Here is a 17,247-nt window from a genome sequence, read left to right on the forward strand (position 1 = left end):
TCTTACTCTTAATTCATTCTTAATGAAGTCATAAGTTTTGCTTATAGTTTGGGGCGATAGGACTCTATGGTGGCAGTATGACTCCTGCACAAACTAAGTTGCGGTAACTGCTACTGCAACAAGTTATTTACCATATTTTCAGACGTACTATTTGACGCTGTTATTTGTCGTCCCAGGAATACAAAATCTTTTCATCTTGAGTTTGCATACCCTACTAAATCTACTAAGACGGGTTTAGTTAGGGGATGAGCAAGAAAAGAAGAAACTGCACATCACGGAATTTGTAGCTTACCCCACACTATATCAATAATTCAATAAGTTATTTGACGAATTTTTTTCAGTGATCTATTTAAATTTGTTATTACAGAAAAATTTAACATTTTGTTAAGATTGCTTTACAAATTTGTATATCTCAAGTAAATTTTCATTCATAAATTCGGCAATACCTGTAAATGTATTATCTATTACTTAAAAGGCTTTGTATTATAAATCTGGTAAGCCCAAATGCAATTATTTCGCTTCAACAAACCACATAGACACAGAGAAAGATAGAAAAGATATCTCTACATCTTATCGAGGATTTATTCATATTTTAACAGGGCGTAAGTATATATTCTGTGCTATTTCTAGTCTCAAGTAAATTATTCATTTTTACATCAGATGTTGATGACTAAAAAATTTTTGAGGCGTTTGTGGAATAGATCATTTGCGTGTAGTAGTTAAATTGGGAGATTACACGAGCTTATCTCCACTTGAGGGTAAATTTTGAGTTTTGTATCATAAGAGAGTCAAGAAATGATTACACCCAAACAAATTATTGAAGATATCCGTAAAAACACTTATGGAATTGGCTTACAGACTGACCAAGCTGCTCAAGCAGTTATTGACAGCATCAGAAAAAGTCTGAACAGCGCACTCGAACGACTTTCAATAGACCTTTATTCTAAAGAAACTCATTTTGTATTAGAACTTATTCAAAATGCAGACGATAACCAATATCAAAATGAAGTTATTCCTACATTAAGTTTAACGATAGAAGCAGAAAAAATTATTGTTCAAAACAATGAAATTGGATTTAGTGAGGATAATGTCAGAGCTATTTGTAATGTAGGACGTAGTACAAAAACTAAGGTAGAAGGATACATTGGTGAAAAAGGAATAGGATTTAAATCAGTATTTCGTATTAGTGATGAACCTCAAATCTTTTCCAATGAATTTCAGTTCCATTTTCAGACCCAAGATGATGAAAATAAATTAGGGTTTGTGACTCCTTATTGGATTGAAACAGTTCCTGACTATGTTGATTCTAATTTAACTAATATTATTTTACCACTTCGAGAATCAGCTAAAGATGATTTAGGAAAATTAGGTGAAATTGAACATACATTGATTCTCTTTTTGCGCCAACTTAAAACCGTTAAAATAGATAATATAGTTGACGATAAATTTCACCAAATTACACGTTTAGATAAGGATGAAAAGATAGAAATACAAGAAACAACAGAATCGGGATTAAAAACACATTGCTATAAATTAGTTAAAAAAGGTTTAATTGTACCCGAATCTATTCAAGAATCAAAAAGAGAAAATATCAAATCTACTGAGCTAATTCTTGGCTTTAGCTTGCAAGAAGATGGTTCAGCAGATACCAGATTAGAACAAAAAGTTTTTGCTTTTCTTCCTACCCGCAGTTATGGATTTAAGTTTTTGATTCAAGCTGATTTTCTAGTTCCAGCTAACCGGGAAGATATTCACAAAGATACACAATGGAATAAATGGATTAGAGATAATATTGCAAGTACATTTTTGTTCGCTATAGAGAAATTTAAACAAGATAGTAATTTGCAAAAAACCTATTATGATTATATCCCACTTCATAGCGAAGTTAAAGATGAGTTTTTTGCTTCTGTAGTTAGCGAAATTCATAATCAACTAAAAGTCAGTAAATGTATTTTAAGTGAATCAGGAAAATGGCAAATTCCCGCTCATGTTGTGCAGGTAGATGAGCAGGTTAGGAAATTAATTTCTAATACTGATTTACAAGAATTACTCAACAAAGAGTATATCCATCCTCAAGTTAAAGCTAAATTCGATCTTCTTGAATCTCTTGGGGTTAAAGAATTTAGCTTTGATGATTTATTGCAGTTTTTACAGAATAATGAATGGTTACAGAAACAAAGCGATAATTGGTTTATAAAGCTCTATACTTACCTAAACAATCGTAACTCAACTGATTACTCAGAGTTACCCAGAATTAAGAAATTAAAGATTATTCCCTTAGAAAATAACGAATTAGCTTCAACTGCTGAGACATCAATATTTTTTCCATTTAATAATGCTGGAGAATATAGTTTTGAACTGCAATTTATTAAGAGAACGCTTTTAGAGCCAATTCCTAAGTCTGCTGTAACAGAATTTCTCAAAAAATTGGGTGTTCAGAATGCTTCGTGTTATGAAATTATCGAAAATCATATCTTACCCCTTTATAAAGGAGATAGTTGGAAAAGTAAAGCTAATCAGCTTTTAGGATATATTTGTTATATAAAAGACAACTTATTGGAATATGAAAAAGAGTTTAACAGAAGAAAAAATCCTTATCCTTACTCATATCTCAAAGAAGAGCCTCTAAAAACTTTGAAAGAATTGCTATTGATAAAAACCGATAAAAATAGCTATTCTCGTCCAGCAAATGTTTATCTTTCTGCTAGTTATGGGAATCCAAACGAATTGGAAACATTATTCTTAGGAATACAAGATGTCTGGTTTGTATCACCAGAGTATATTCAATATTTAATGCAAATTGAAAATCCTAGCGAAAAAGCAGAAAAAACTAGAGAGTGGAGAGAGTTTTTTATTAAGTTAGGAGTACATACTGTACCAAAAATAGATGTCAAAATACAAACTGCACGTGGACGGTCTAATCAAAAAATAGATTATTCCCGAGAATACCCTATTTATAGTTCACCTCACATAATAAGAATTTTAGAAACCAAAAATGTAGATAAAAATCAGAAATTGGCTAAACTTTTAGATAGTAATTGGGACTATTACAAGCAGTATAAATCTTGGCGAAATTATGCTTATGCTAATGGTGGTTTTTCTCCCTACAGTTCTAATGATGCAGATTGGTTTACCAAAATTAAAACAGCAGTTTGGCTTCCTACGACAAAAGGCAAGTTAGCTAATCCTTCTGAAATTTTTCTGGATAAAACAGAAACAGGTGCAATACTAGGAGATAGTGTTTCATACTTAGCTATTACTTTCAATAATCCAGATTTTATTAAAGACTTGGGAATAAAAGATAAAATAACTGATCCCAAAGATTATGCTGATTGGTTGCTGGTATTATCCCGTAAAAAAGAACTTGATGAAAAAGATGAGGAATTAGTTCTCAAAATTTATCAGGAATTAAATAAACCGGATATTACATCAAAAAAATGGTGGAAAAGCTTTATCGGTGAAAAAATATTTTGGACAAATAAAAAAATATTCTACACAGCTAGTAAAGTTTTGATAAATGATCATGATGAGGTTTATGAATTGTTTAAAGATAATCCTCAGATAGCTTTTCTCAAACTCCCCTCAAATTATTATCCTAAACTTCAACACTTTATCAAAGCGACTGGTATTCGCTATCTTTCACAGATTATTAAGACTGAATTAGCAATTGGAGAAGTACCAAAAGTTGAGGAAGAAAACCTGACTAAGCAAATTAAAGCTTTGACACCTTACATTTTACGTTATCTTTACCAAGAAGAACAGGAAATTTACCAACAGCTTAAAACCAATCACACCCTAATACAACTCAAAGATTTAGTGTGTTATCGGTTGGAAAAGCTGCAAATTAAATATCTTCTTGATCAGCAATCAGCATATACTCAAAGAAGTGCTTTTTTGGATAATGGAAATCTCTACATCCAATCAGATAGTTTATCAAATACAGATGATTTAGCTTTAGAAATTTCTCAATTATTTGGTAATCCCAAGGGATTAGATAATTTCTTGAGTTTGCTATTTGAGAAAGGAACACCAGAAAAAATTGATAGCTTCATGAAAGCAAAAAAGATCCAATTACTACCTAATGAAGAAAAGGATTGGTTTGAGAACTCAAATATTTATCTAGGAGAAACTAACTTTATAGAAATAACAGCAGAAAATAATCAAAGCATTGAGTTTACAGCGAACAAACATCAAAAAATAGAGCAAGATAACTGTTTAGCTCAATCAGAATTAACAACTATATCTCTCAAAGATGAAGTATTTGATGATGCTCAATGGCAACCTGAGTGTGAACCTAGAGAAATTCTAGACATTGAGGTTGTTCAATGGACAAATGTACCTAATTCAGATACTATTTCTTTGAGTAGTAGCCAATCTGAATTACCGTCAAGTCCACCAATGATTCAATTAATCAGAGAACTACGAACAATAGATAGAGATGAGCCGATTGAAAAGCCTAAACTAAGTGGTATTTGGGGTGAGAAATTTGCTGTTGAATATTTAAAGCGCAAGTTTATTGGTAAGTATTTCCAAGGAAATTTTGAAGAAAATAAAGACGGATTTTTTATCAAAATCAATAGTCAAATAGTAGTTGAAGTTCAGTGGTTAAACAAAACTCAAGAAACAACAGGATACGATATTAAATTAATTGAAAATGGTCGAGAAGATTACATAGAGGTTAAGTCTAGTCAACCTGGAGCAAAAAAATTGATCAAGCTATCAGGTACTCAATGGAAATTAGCTGATGATTTGGGAGAAAACTTTCATATATATCGAGTTTATGATGCTGGAACTCAACAAGCTACACTTATTGATATTTGTAATCCCACACAACTTTTTTCTGAAGGTAGTCTCCGTATAGATTCTATTTGTTTGCGGATTTAGAGATTAAAATAGCCCTAACAACAGATGATAGATTACTCAAAAAAGCTATTGAAAGTTTGTTTTTAATCAGCAATTAAAGGTATATTAATTGCCTGCGCTATTCTGCCCACACTGTAAAACATTTCCGTAGCAGTGAGAAAACCATAGTCAGGTAAACCCAAAGTAGAAGCAGCAATCCCAAAACCACTGGTAGCAGCCACATCAAAACCCGTCTTTTCCACCATTTTTGCACTCAAGCAGTCATAAACACCAGGAATAACGATAATTTCAGGACGTGCCAATAATTCGCGCAGTTTTTGAGCAGCAGACATACAACTAACTATAAATGGACTATTTTGAGAATACAATAAATATTGTCAAAACGTTTTAGGAAACTCACATAAATTTTTCTGTATTTCCTCCTTGATATCTTGGCGCGAAATAAAATTAAATCTTTTTCATTTCATATTTAAATTAATCACAAATGAGTAAACCAATAGAAGTCCGCAACCCTCGCACAGGTAAATTTGATTATGTCATCGTTCCTCCACCACCAAAATTACTTTCCCAACAATGTCACAGGCTGCGGAGAGGACAAGTTATCTGGCAAAAATTAGGAGTTGAAGGCAGAATTGCCGCGTTAAAAGCCTGGAAACAAGCTATATTAGCAGAACGAACTTTATTAACCGAAGCTTTAGTTAGTGATACAGGGAGATTATCAACATCAATTTTAGAAGTAGATTCATTTATTTCTAGTATTGATAAATGGTGTAATTTAGCTCCACAATTACTGCAAGGGACAGCTAAAAATACATCTATTCCTTTTATCGCTTTACAACAAACTGCTGTTCCTTATGCTCTTGTCGGAGTAATTAGTCCTTGGAATTTCCCCCTATTGTTATCTACAATTGATACAATTCCGGCTTTACTAGCGGGTTGTGCAGTAATAGTTAAACCCAGTGAAATTACCCCCCGTTTTGTTGCTCCTTTGATGACCATATTAAATACTATTCCGCAATTACGTGATGTCTTAAACTTTGTCGAAGGAGCAGGACAAACAGGAGCAGATTTAATAGAAGATGTAGATTTAATTTGTTTTACAGGTAGTATAGAAACTGGGCATTTAGTTGCAGAAGCAGCAGCGCAAAAATTTATTCCTGCCTTTTTAGAATTAGGTGGAAAAGACCCAGCGATTGTTTTAGAGTCAGCAGATTTAGATTTAGCAACTTCAGCAATTTTGTGGGCTTCTGTAGCTAATACGGGACAATCATGTTCAGCGATTGAAAGAATATATGTTGCTGAATCTATATTTGAAGAATTTTATCATCAATTAGTTACTAAAGCTCATCAATTAAAACTGGCATACCCGACTATGGAAAGTGGAGAACTTGGTCCGATTATTTCCGAGAAACAAGCAGCTATTATTAATGATCATCTACAAGATGCCATTTCTAAAGGGGCAGTAATTCACTGTGGTGGTAAAGTAGAAGAATTAGGTGGTGGTTGGTGGTGTCGTCCCACAGTTATGACTGAAGTGAATCATTCTATGAAAATTATGACTGAAGAAACATTTGGGCCAATCATGCCAGTTATGCCTTTTTCTACCATTGAAGAAGCGATAAATTTAGCTAATGATTGCATCTATGGACTTAGTGCTGCTGTATTTACAGAATCTGAAGAACTAGCTATAGAAGTTGCTGATAAAATAGAAGCGGGTGTTATTAGTATTAATGATGCCGGATTAACTTCATTAATTAACGAAGGAGAAAGAAATGCATATAAATTTTCTGGACTGGGAGGTTCACGGATCGGTACAATAGGATTAAAACGCTTTTTGCGAAAAAAAGCATTGTTAATTAAAACTAACTCTAATAAAGACCCTTGGTGGTTTAATGATGAGGTTTAGTAAGCATTTTCCAGCCTTATACAAAGATCAGAAAATTTGGTTTGATACTGAACGGATTGCAGGTAAAGCTTGGGAAGTTGATGATTCTACAGTAATGTTGTATTTTAGTTATAAATCATTTCCAGGGATGTATTTATATGAAATTATCCATATTAGTGCAGATAATAACTATCGCGCTCGGACTTGGCATTGGTTTAAAGATCATCAAATTTACCAACGCACTTTAGTGCAAGAAGAAAGGGTAAAATAGGAATTCTATTATCCCAAAATTTCTTGTGGTGCGGGCCGAAAAGTTCCCTAATAATACAAGGACGGGCAAGATGCCCATCCCACAGGATTGGATAGCGACGCGCTGCTGCCCGCAGTTCATTTCTTTTGTGTAGTTCTTTTGTTCATGATGACGAAAGGTTGCAAATTTAGTATACTAGGTTGCCACTACCACGTAATTGTCGCAAAGAATTGATACAAAATGGACAGTCGCACTTAAATATCCTAATTGCAGCCTCGCTTTCTTCATCAGTAAAATTCAGTTCTTTAACTTTACTATCAGATGGTTGCGCTGAGAGTACCATAGATTTGGGTGCAGGAGCAGCTTTTGGATCTCTCTCAGAATCTCGAATACACACAAAATTTTTAAGCCCGTGGGGATTAGTGATACAAGTACGACCGTCATCAGTGTGCATTAATTGCTGAGTTAGATTAACACTAGCATGGGCAGGGTTAATTATTCCCAGTGTAGAAATTAACGATTTGACACTCTCACTGTCTTTAGACGCGCTCGATTCTTTAATCAATGAGCCAACTTACAATTGCTGGATTACTCCAACAAAAACAGAGGTCGATTCTCCTAAAGCGTTAATGACCGTATCCCTACCGGACTCGTTTTTTGCATTTCATTTTTCACCAAATTTAGCTTTCCTAAACAGCAATACCGTTAGGTATGACTACGCACTCAACCAAATAAGTTAAGTTTTTACGTCGTTTAGTTATACTTAAATTCTAGAATTGTTTACATTGTATCACATCTACTGTTATCAAGTCAATGAGTTAGGCTAAATATTTTCGCCCGTGTCGCTTATATCTCAGCACTAAAGTGACTGAGCTTTACGCTTACCGGGTAATACTGTAAAAATAGAAGAACTAGCAAACAAATTAAGTATGAGTTTTTTGTTCATAAACTTTCTCAAAGAAGATAACTACTTGTCTAGGCTATGCTATTTACTATCAAAGATCAAGTGAATTTTGGCATAACTATTAATAATGCCTGTGCAAAGCAAGTTAACATTCACTCAGTTAAATTAAATTCCAGAGCTTTGCTTGTCTATGCTGAAAATAAGCTGATTAGAAATAATTTTCACCTAATTTCTAGCCTGAATATGATTCACTGCTGAATTAGCTCAAAAAGAGCTTGTGTTTGCTAACAACTTGAGGTATTTTCTTATTGACCTGTTATGTGCTGTAAATAAAAGATAAGATAATAGTCTGTAGTTAATTTCCCATTTAGTAAGGTAAAAACATGACTAAAAGTGACAAAATCAACTTTTCAACTCCTAGCGGATTTCCAGAATTTTTGCCTAGCGAAAAGCGTCTAGAAGTATATTTAATGGATATTATTCGTCAAGTTTTTGAAAGTTATGGTTTTACACCCATTGAAACCCCAGCAGTAGAAAGGTTAGAAGTCCTGCAAGCCAAAGGTAATCAAGGTGATAATATTATCTATGGTATCGAACCAATTTTACCGCCAAATCGCCAAGCAGAAAAGGATAAATCTGGAGAAACTGGTTCAGAATCCAGGGCTTTAAAATTTGATCAAACTGTGCCTTTGGCTGCTTATATTGCTCGTCATTTAAATGAATTAACTTTTCCTTTTGCTCGTTATCAAATGGATATGGTATTTCGGGGTGAACGGGCAAAAGATGGAAGATTTCGGCAATTTCGCCAATGTGATATAGATGTGGTTGCTCGTGGTAAACTCAGTTTACTTTATGATGCCCAAATGCCAGCAATTATCACAGAAATATTTGAAAAGATTAATATTGGTGATTTTGTTATTCGCATTAATAACCGAAAAATTCTTACAGGTTTTTTCCAGTCAGTGGGAGTTGCCCAACAGCAAATTAAAACCTGCATTAGTATTATTGATAACCTAGAAAAAATTGGCGAAACTAAAGTTAAACAAGAGTTAGAAAAAGAAGGAATTTCCTCAGAACAAACAGACAAAATTATTGAGTTTGTTAAAATTGATGGCAGCATTGATGATGTTTTAGATAAACTAAAACACCTAGCCGCAAATCTTCCTGAAGCTGAACAATTTAATTTAGGAGTAACTGAATTAGAAACAGTAATTAATGGAGTGAGAAATTTAGGAGTTGCTGATAAACGTTTCTGTATAGATTTGTCTATTGCTCGCGGTTTAAATTACTATACAGGCACCGTTTATGAAACTACATTATTAGGACACGAAGCTTTAGGTAGTATTTGTTCTGGTGGTAGATATGAAGAATTAGTGGGAATGTTTATCGGTGAAACAATGCCTGGTGTGGGTATTTCTATTGGTTTAACTCGGTTAATTAGTCGGTTGTTAAAAGCCGGGATTTTAAATACTTTATCTGCTACACCAACTCAGGTGATAGTAGTGAATATGCAAGAGGATTTAATGCCTATTTATTTACAAGTATCACAACAGTTACGTCAAGCCGGAATTAATGTTGTGACTAACTTTGAAAAACGTTCTCTAGGTAAACAATTTCAAGCCGCTGATAAACAAGGAATCAGATTTTGTGTAATTATTGGTGCAGAAGAAGCAGCAGCACAAAAATCATCATTGAAAGATTTAAAATCAGGTGAACAAATAGAAGTGGCTGTGGTAGATTTAGCTGAGGAAATTAAACGGAGACTGGCGTAATTTTTATTACCACGCTGTTAGAGGATGTTTGATAGTTTGCGTGGCGTTAGCCATAAAGTCCTCTTGTCGGTATCAAAAATTTTAGATCCCTCTAAATCTCCCTTAAAAAGGGAGACTTTGATTCCGCTTCCCCCTTTTTTAAGGGGGGTTAAGGGGGATCTAAAAGTTTCAGAAATCAGCAGTTTTCAATAATTCATCTACTGCCATACAAGCTTTTTGCCAGCGTTGTTCCCAGTCGCCGTTAATGATAATATAGGGTCTATGACGTGATTCTAAGGCTTGAATACAGTGATCGCGGAATTCTTCTCGATAGTTAGGCAAACAACGCTGTGTATCATCTACCCAAGGCACATCTACATCCAACAGTAGATACAAATTATACTCTCGTAAATTACCTTCATCCTCAATCCACTGGGGACATTTACCAAAGAGGACATGACTCCAAATCGTAGTTGTAATCAAGTCCGTATCACAAAATATTACCTTATTTGCCTGTCGCACCAAAGCATCTTCAGCAGCCATTTGTCCCCTAGCAATTACAGGAATATCTGTAAAATCACAATTTCCACCTTTAAAATCTAACAATCCCCGTGCATACTCGCTCACATAAACAGTATTGTAATGATTAGCTAAATTTTGCGTCAGTGTTGATTTACCAGTAGATTCAGGTCCAAAAATGCAAACACGACACGCAAAATAAGGACGCACACAGGGTGGGATATAATGCCAATTAGCAAAGGGATTTTGCCGCACTTGTGTACCAGAAATAGTTACTAAACTCCTAGCATGATCTACAGGAATATAACTTGCTTCCAAAATTTCTGCCAACTGCCAACCATAATTTTCCGAAGCAAAAACGTAATCTGGCCCTTTAGGTAATACCCGACGAATACTGTCATACCAAATTTGCCAAAAATCAGGATGGTCTTTTGGTTCTTGGGGATTTTCATCGGTAACATGAACAACATTGACATCAGGAAACATTTCCCTCATCCAACGGTAGCGCAAATCTCCAGGAATCGGTTCTGATTGAATAGAACAAACCAAAACTGTCAAATTATCAACGTAATTGCGAGCAAAATCTACAAGATATTGGTGTCCTAAATGTGGGGGCATAAACTTGCCCAAAATCATTCCAGTCGTAGCTTTTTGTAAGCCTTTTCCCATTCTCTATATCCTAGTACAGCTAAAACTAAAAACACTAGATAGAGTCCTGTGGTTGGGTAAAGATGTTTAACTCCATAAACTCCCACTGCTATCACATCTACCGTTATCCAAATTATCCAACACTCTAATATTTTTTTAGCCATTAACCACTGGGCAATTAGACTGAAAATAGTAATACTAGCATCAGGGTAAGGCAATGACGCAGTAGTGTAACTACGCATAACATAACCTAAACCGAAAGTACCAATCAATGCTACACTAGACCAAATAACTATTCCCTGTTTGGAGATACGAGTTACAGCAACAGGAGTGTTATCTTTACCTCCATTTAACCAAATATACCAGCCATAAATTTGCAAAAATATATAGATTACCTGGAGAATGACATCTGAGTAAAGACGTGCTTCATAGAAAACGAAGATATAGAAAAATACCATTACCAATCCTGTCGGCCAACACCAGATATTTTCTTTAACAGTCAACCAAACACTTATAAGACCGAAGATAGCAGCAATAATTTCAATAGCACTCATGTAATTTAATTGGGATTTGTAGGGGCGCAGGGCCTGCGCCCTCAATAGTATTGCATCAAGAGCGATAACTGCTATAGGACTCCTATTTGATTTTTGAACATATACTATTGGTGGGCAATGCCCACCAAAACCCGGATATTGTGGGCATTGCCCACCCTACAATACTTAGATATTGTTCAGAAATAATTTAGGATTCCTATATATAGGACTAATATTTGATTTTTAAAATGCACGTAGGGTGAGTTAGCTCGTCTCGTAACGCACCGTTTATCAAGCTTAAGGTGCGTTACGGCTATGCCTAACGCACCCTACAAATACTTGGATTTTTCAAAATTCAAATATTATTGCTATATTGTAAATCCAAATAGCCGCGAATTTAAAATTTGATATTAATGATGACAACAAAATTAGAGAATACTTTAAGCGTTGCTCAACAAGCATTTGGATATTTTACACAAGGCTTGGAAACTGGTGATTGGCAAGCATTTTTAGATATACTCACCGATGATTTTACCTTTTGGTTTCCTACGGGAAAATTTCACGGTTTAAATCAAGGCAAAGCCCGGGCAAAAGAGTTTTTTGAATATGTTTCACAAGCCTTTCAATCAGGAATAAAACTTACCTCACTAGATAGTATTACCAGCAATGAAAAAACCGTAATTTTTGAATTTCGAGACGAAGGATTATTATTAGGAAAACCTTATAAAAATCGGGTTGCCATCGCCTTTGATATTCGTGATAATCAAATTTGTGCCTATCGAGAATACTTTGGTAGTGATGGTAAATCTTATTAAGAATGATGGATTTATCTATGTGAACCAAATAAAATAATCACTGTTCCCAGAAGAGAAATGAACACACCGAATAAATCCCATCTATCCGGCTTGACACCTTCAAATAACCATAACCACAGTAAAGATGAAAATATATAGATTCCTCCATAAGCGGCATAAACTCTCCCAGCATTATCAGCATCTACCTTAGTTAGAGCAATAGCGAAGATGATCAAAGCAAAGATTCCCGGAATAATCCAAAAGATGCTTTTTCCTAATCTTAACCATGCCCAAAAACTGTAGCACCCAGAAATTTCTCCGAGCGCTGCAATTAAGAAAAAAATCAAACTTGATCTGTTCACACTGGAACTACAAATTTTTCACTTCCAGCCAAATTAAAAGCTGAGTGAATTACTTGTAAAGCCTTCACACCGTCATCTTCTCCCACAACACAACTAATCTTAATTTCTGAAGTCGCAATCATTTGAATATTGATATGATTTTGTGCTAAAGCTGTAAACATTTTGGCAGCAATCCCTGGTTGTCCTACCATACCAGAACCAACTATACTAACTTTAGCGATCGCTTTATCCAATACCACCTCACCCCAATCAAATGCTTTTGCAACTGCAATTAATTTTTGTTGGGCGTTTTCTGCATCCATTCTCGCTACAGTAAAAGCAATATCCCGACGGGGAACACCATCTACTATCCGACAACGTTGGGATTGAATAATCATATCTACACTGACGTTATATTCTGCCAGTAATCCAAACAATTTTGCGGCCATACCCGGACGATTTGGTAATTGTCGAATCGCAATCCTGGCTTGATTCACGTCTAAAGCAACACCACGTACAGCAGGGGATTTAGTTCTAGGAGAGGTTAGGGAAGTAGAGGAAAAATTTATTTCAAATGTGTTACAAAGGGCAGCTATAGCGCGATCGCAGTCTGAAGCATCAACTACACAACTCACCTTGACTTCACTGGTAGAAATCATCTGAATATTTACACCAGCGCCAGCCAAACTATTAAACATCTGCGCTGCTACCCCAGGACGACCAATCATCCCTGCGCCCACAATACTTACTTTTGCAGTATCTTTCTCTACCATAACTTCCGCTTCATCAGAAATACGCTGATTTCTCAAAGCTGGGGCTATAGCTAATGATACTGCTTCTGCTCGGTTTAATATTGAGTTATTTACCGTAAATGAAATGTCGTTACTATTACCTTCATTAATAGATTGAATAATTAAGTCCACATCAACATTTTGCTGGGAAATTTCCCCAAATAACTGAGCTGCTACCCCTGGTCTGTCAGGAACACGCAATAAAGACACCTTTGCCTGTTGAATATCAAATTCTACAGTGTCTACAGGATGGGCTAATTCTAAATTTACCAAAGCCCGATTTTGTCTTGGTGGTGTTGTTACCCAAGTTCCTGGTTGATCTGTCCAACTCGAACGCACAACCAAGGGAATGCCATAATTTCGGGCAATCTCCACAGCCCTGGGATGTAATACCTTTGCCCCCAAACTAGCCAATTCCAGCATTTCATCACTGGTAATTTCGGTCAATAATTGGGCTTCGGGAACAATGCGAGGATCTGTAGTCAAAATCCCCGGTACATCTGTATAAATTTCACAAAAATCTGCGCCGATAGCTGCGGCTATTGCCACTGCGGAAGTATCAGAACCACCACGCCCTAAAGTAGTAATTTCTAATTCGTCTGTACTGCTAATCCCTTGGAAACCTGCAACAACAACAACTTTACCTGCATTGATTTGCCGCATTAAGCGTTCTGTTTCAATATGTAAAATCCGAGCGCGGGTATGTTCGGCTTCAGTAACAATGCCTACCTGAGCGCCCGTCATCGAAATTGCTGGTTGGCCAATTTCCTGCAATGCCATACTGAGTAAAGCAATGGTAACTTGCTCTCCCGTAGACAGCAGCATATCCATTTCCCGACGATTAGGAGTTTTAGAGATATCATTAGCGAGTTTAACTAATCCATCAGTAGTTTTTCCCATTGCTGAAACTACTACTACGACAGAGTTTCCAGCTTTGACAGTTTTTTTAACCCTAGTCGCAACAGCTTGAATACGTTCGACTGAACCAACAGATGTACCACCGTATTTTTGAACTATGAGCGCCATAAAATTCTCTTTAATCGCTTGTTATGCCACAATTAAGGCTTCTATAAAAATAAAAAACCCTGGAAGTGCCAGTTTAGATTACCAAAAAAAATACATTAGTTAGCAACTTTAGACTCTAATTTTAATCACAAGTTAACCAGTCATACAAACTATCTTAACCAATTTATACACCTTTTTTATTTATTGTAGTTAAGGATCAGGAAGTATTTATATTTGCGTAAATCTATACCAATCCATTCAAACATGGCAAAAAATATTACCTATTCCTAGTAGGCTATCTCATTGATATAACCCTGCTAGGATATTTTATTCTAGTGTAGGGTGGGCATTGCCCACCAAAACCTGTTTATGGTGAACAACGCCTACGTGTAGTATGGCTACCGTAAGCTATCAAAAAATCAAATAGGAATACTATAGAATTTTTAAATGGATTTTAAACTATTTACCGCATTTCCTTAATCTCTTCTTAACTATTCCATATCAAATTAATACAAGGATGTAATTCCCTAAGTAAGTATTCCTTAAAAGTTTAGAGGCAGTATGGCTTTTTTATCCACTATTTTGAATCGTGTTGTTGCCACTTCAGTGATAACCGGGGCTGTTGTATTGAGTCCAGTCTTGAGTGCGATCGCTCTTGCTGAAACCTTAAACGGCGCTGGAGCAACCTTTCCCGCTCCTCTTTACGAAAAATATGCTCGTGAAGTTAAAAAGAAATTCCCCGATTTGAAAGTCAACTATCAAGCAATTGGTAGTGGTGGTGGTATTCGTCAAACCATTGCGGGAACTGTTGACTTTGGTGGTAGTGATGCAGCGATGAAAGATGATGAAATCGCTAAAGTTAAGAATGGTGTAATCTTAGTACCCACTGCTGGTGGCGCTGTTTCCGTTGTTTATAATTTGCCTGGTGTCAGCAAATTGAGATTATCTCGCGCGACATTACCAGCGATTTTCTCTGGACAAATTAAAAACTGGGACGACGCGAAAATTAAAGCGGACAACCCTGGTGTAAATCTACCAAATCAACCCATTAAATTTGTAGTCCGCGCTGATGGTAGTGGCACAACCTTCATTTTTACTAATCACTTAAGTGCTATTAGTGGTTATTTCAAAGGCAGAATTGGAGCAAACACCGCTCCCAAATGGACCTTACCAAACGCTCTCAAAGGGAAAGGTAATCCTGGAGTAGCTGCTTTAGTTAAAAGCACTCCTGGTTCAATTGGTTATGTTGAATATGACTACGCTACCAAAAACAAACTCAACTCAGCGGAAGTACAAAATAAAAAGGGAGAATTTGTTGCTCCTTCTTTAGCATCTGCTAACTCAGCTTTATCAACTGTCAAGTTTCCTGATAACTACCGCGTGTTTGTAGGAGATCCAGGACAAGGGTATCCTATTGTCGGTTTAACTTGGATGATGGTTTATCAGAAGTATTCTAATCCTGCAAAAGCTGAAGCTGTGAAGAAATGGATTAACTGGGTACTCAAAGACGGTCAACAGTATAATGATGACCTCAACTATACTAAAATTCCTGGTGATGTTGTTAACCGTGTATTACAAACAGTGAATAGCACCGTTAAGTAATTTTCTCTCTTCTTATGTAATTAATTTTGGTTGGGGGTTGGTAATTTCCACTCTTAGCCAAAATATCTAATAGTAAGTAGATGGGCTGAAATAAATATAAAATAATATTGTTGATTAGGGCAGGCTAGAAGCCCACCCCACAAGAATATTATCCTGATTGTGGGGTGGGCTTCTAGCCTGCCCATGTCATATTTAATTATGCCTACTTACTTAAGAAACAGGGAATTCAGATTCTATTTGTATAAAATTTTTATTAATCATGGCTAATTTATTTGGACCACAGGATGATAATTCACTAAATTTAAGTGATGGAAATATTGATTTAACATCTACTGGTGGGATTAATTTCTGGTTTGATAAAGGATTTACATGGCTGGTGTATATCTTCTCAGGTATTACCGTAGCTATTCTATTTGTAATGACTTGGGTAATTTTTAGGGAAGCACAACCAGCTATCAGTAAATTTGGACTCGGCTTTTTATGGGGTCAAGATTGGGATACAGGTAATCAAATTTTTGGGGCATTACCTTATATTTATGGAACTTTGGTAAGTAGCGCGATCGCTATTTTATTAACTATACCTGTAGGCATATCCATCGCCTTAGTCACAAGTGAGGACTTTTTACCAAACCCAATCAAAACAACCCTCGCTTTTGTCATTGAATTAATTGCCGCTATACCCAGCGTTATTATTGGTTTATGGGGAATTTTTGTATTTATTCCCATCATAACACCCTTGCAAAAGTGGTTGGGTAACACTCTTGGCTTCATCCCGCTATTTAACACCCAAGACGCAGCCGGCAACAATATGTTAACAGCCGGAATTATCCTTGCCATTATGATTTTACCCGCAATGGCAGCTATTTCTCGTGATGTATTATTGGTGATCCCCAAAGAGTTACGTAGTTCATCTATGGCTTTAGGGGGAACTCGCTGGGAAACAATTTTTCGGGTTTTATTACCAGCAGGATTTTCTGGGATGGTAAGTGCAGCAATGTTATCTCTGGGTAGGGCATTAGGAGAAACAATGGCTGTGACAATGGTAATAGGTAACTCTGCTCAAATAAGCCTATCTTTACTGGATCCAGCCTATACTATTCCCGCTATTCTAGCTAATGAATTTGCTGAATCTGAACCGGGCTTGCATATTGGTTCATTAAGTTATTTAGGACTAATTCTATTTGCATTAACTCTAGTAATAAATATCGCGGCAGTATTCATCGTGGAATGGGTTGGCAAAAAGAATAGATAATTAGGGAAAAGGAGTCAGGAAAAAGGAGTCACCGAGTCAGGAAAAAGGAGAAAGAAGGAAGAAGAAGAAGGAAGAAGAAGAAGGAGGAAGGAAGAAGGAGGAAGGAAGA

At 35.9% G+C, this 17,247-nt stretch carries 11 protein-coding genes and 2 pseudogenes; 7 read left to right on the forward strand and 6 right to left on the reverse strand.

Going from position 1 to position 17,247, the window contains the following annotated elements; genetic code table 11:
- Positions 1-795: 795 nt before the first annotated feature.
- Positions 796-4,884 (forward strand): DUF3883 domain-containing protein, encoded by a 4,089-nt coding sequence (locus EZY12_23185; protein QSX67555.1) that lies wholly within the window; start codon positions 796-798, stop codon positions 4,882-4,884.
- Between the two features lie 65 nt (positions 4,885-4,949).
- On the opposite strand, the pseudogene EZY12_23190 reads toward EZY12_23185, so the two are convergent.
- Positions 4,950-5,195: pseudogene (locus EZY12_23190) on the reverse strand (isocitrate lyase/phosphoenolpyruvate mutase family protein).
- 152 nt (positions 5,196-5,347) lie between these two features.
- Between EZY12_23190 and EZY12_23195 the strand changes: the two are divergent.
- Positions 5,348-6,769, forward strand: coding sequence for an aldehyde dehydrogenase family protein (locus tag EZY12_23195; GenBank protein QSX67556.1), 1,422 nt, complete (start codon positions 5,348-5,350; stop codon positions 6,767-6,769).
- 1 nt (position 6,770) lies between these two features.
- Positions 6,771-7,019, forward strand: a pseudogene (locus EZY12_23200) (DUF3598 domain-containing protein).
- Positions 7,020-7,185: 166 nt separating this feature from the next.
- On the opposite strand, the gene EZY12_23205 reads toward EZY12_23200, so the two are convergent.
- On the reverse strand, positions 7,186-7,512 hold the full coding sequence (locus EZY12_23205; GenBank protein ID QSX70800.1) for a hypothetical protein: 327 nt from the start codon (positions 7,510-7,512) through the stop codon (positions 7,186-7,188).
- Positions 7,513-8,285: 773 nt separating this feature from the next.
- Here EZY12_23205 and EZY12_23210 point away from each other — a divergent pair.
- Positions 8,286-9,674, forward strand: a complete 1,389-nt coding sequence (locus EZY12_23210) for a histidine--tRNA ligase (GenBank protein ID QSX67557.1) — start codon at positions 8,286-8,288, stop codon at positions 9,672-9,674.
- A 168-nt stretch (positions 9,675-9,842) separates the two neighbouring features.
- On the opposite strand, the gene EZY12_23215 is transcribed toward EZY12_23210, so the two are convergent.
- Positions 9,843-10,841 (reverse strand): AAA family ATPase, encoded by a 999-nt coding sequence (locus tag EZY12_23215; GenBank protein ID QSX67558.1) that lies wholly within the window; start codon positions 10,839-10,841, stop codon positions 9,843-9,845.
- Positions 10,805-11,374 (reverse strand): nicotinamide mononucleotide transporter, encoded by a 570-nt coding sequence (locus EZY12_23220; protein QSX67559.1) that lies wholly within the window; start codon positions 11,372-11,374, stop codon positions 10,805-10,807. The genes EZY12_23215 and EZY12_23220 overlap by 37 nt, the downstream gene beginning before the upstream one ends.
- A gap of 395 nt (positions 11,375-11,769) precedes the next feature.
- On the opposite strand from EZY12_23220, the gene EZY12_23225 reads away from it, so the two are divergent.
- Entirely contained in the window at positions 11,770-12,168 is a 399-nt protein-coding gene (locus tag EZY12_23225) for a nuclear transport factor 2 family protein (GenBank protein ID QSX70801.1), read from the forward strand.
- An 11-nt stretch (positions 12,169-12,179) separates the two neighbouring features.
- Here the strand turns inward: EZY12_23225 and EZY12_23230 are convergent, their stop codons facing one another.
- Positions 12,180-12,509, reverse strand: coding sequence for a YnfA family protein (locus EZY12_23230; protein ID QSX67560.1), 330 nt, complete (start codon positions 12,507-12,509; stop codon positions 12,180-12,182).
- The gene (locus EZY12_23235; GenBank protein QSX67561.1) at positions 12,506-14,305 is read right to left on the reverse strand and encodes an aspartate kinase; all 1,800 of its coding nucleotides are present in this window, start codon (positions 14,303-14,305) and stop codon (positions 12,506-12,508) included. The genes EZY12_23230 and EZY12_23235 overlap by 4 nt, the downstream gene beginning before the upstream one ends.
- Positions 14,306-14,845: 540 nt before the next feature.
- Here EZY12_23235 and pstS point away from each other — a divergent pair.
- Together pstS and pstC are read left to right on the forward strand one after the other, a co-directional pair.
- Positions 14,846-15,886 carry a phosphate ABC transporter substrate-binding protein PstS gene (pstS, locus tag EZY12_23240; GenBank protein QSX67562.1) on the forward strand — a complete coding sequence of 347 codons (1,041 nt, stop codon included), beginning with the start codon at positions 14,846-14,848 and terminating at the stop codon, positions 15,884-15,886.
- 259 nt (positions 15,887-16,145) lie between these two features.
- The gene (gene pstC, locus EZY12_23245; protein QSX67563.1) at positions 16,146-17,138 is read left to right on the forward strand and encodes a phosphate ABC transporter permease subunit PstC; all 993 of its coding nucleotides are present in this window, start codon (positions 16,146-16,148) and stop codon (positions 17,136-17,138) included.
- The last annotated feature ends 109 nt before the right edge of the window (positions 17,139-17,247 follow it).

Origin of the sequence: Dolichospermum sp. DET69 (assembly GCA_017355425.1) — a bacterium.
Lineage (GTDB): Bacteria > Cyanobacteriota > Cyanobacteriia > Cyanobacteriales > Nostocaceae > Dolichospermum.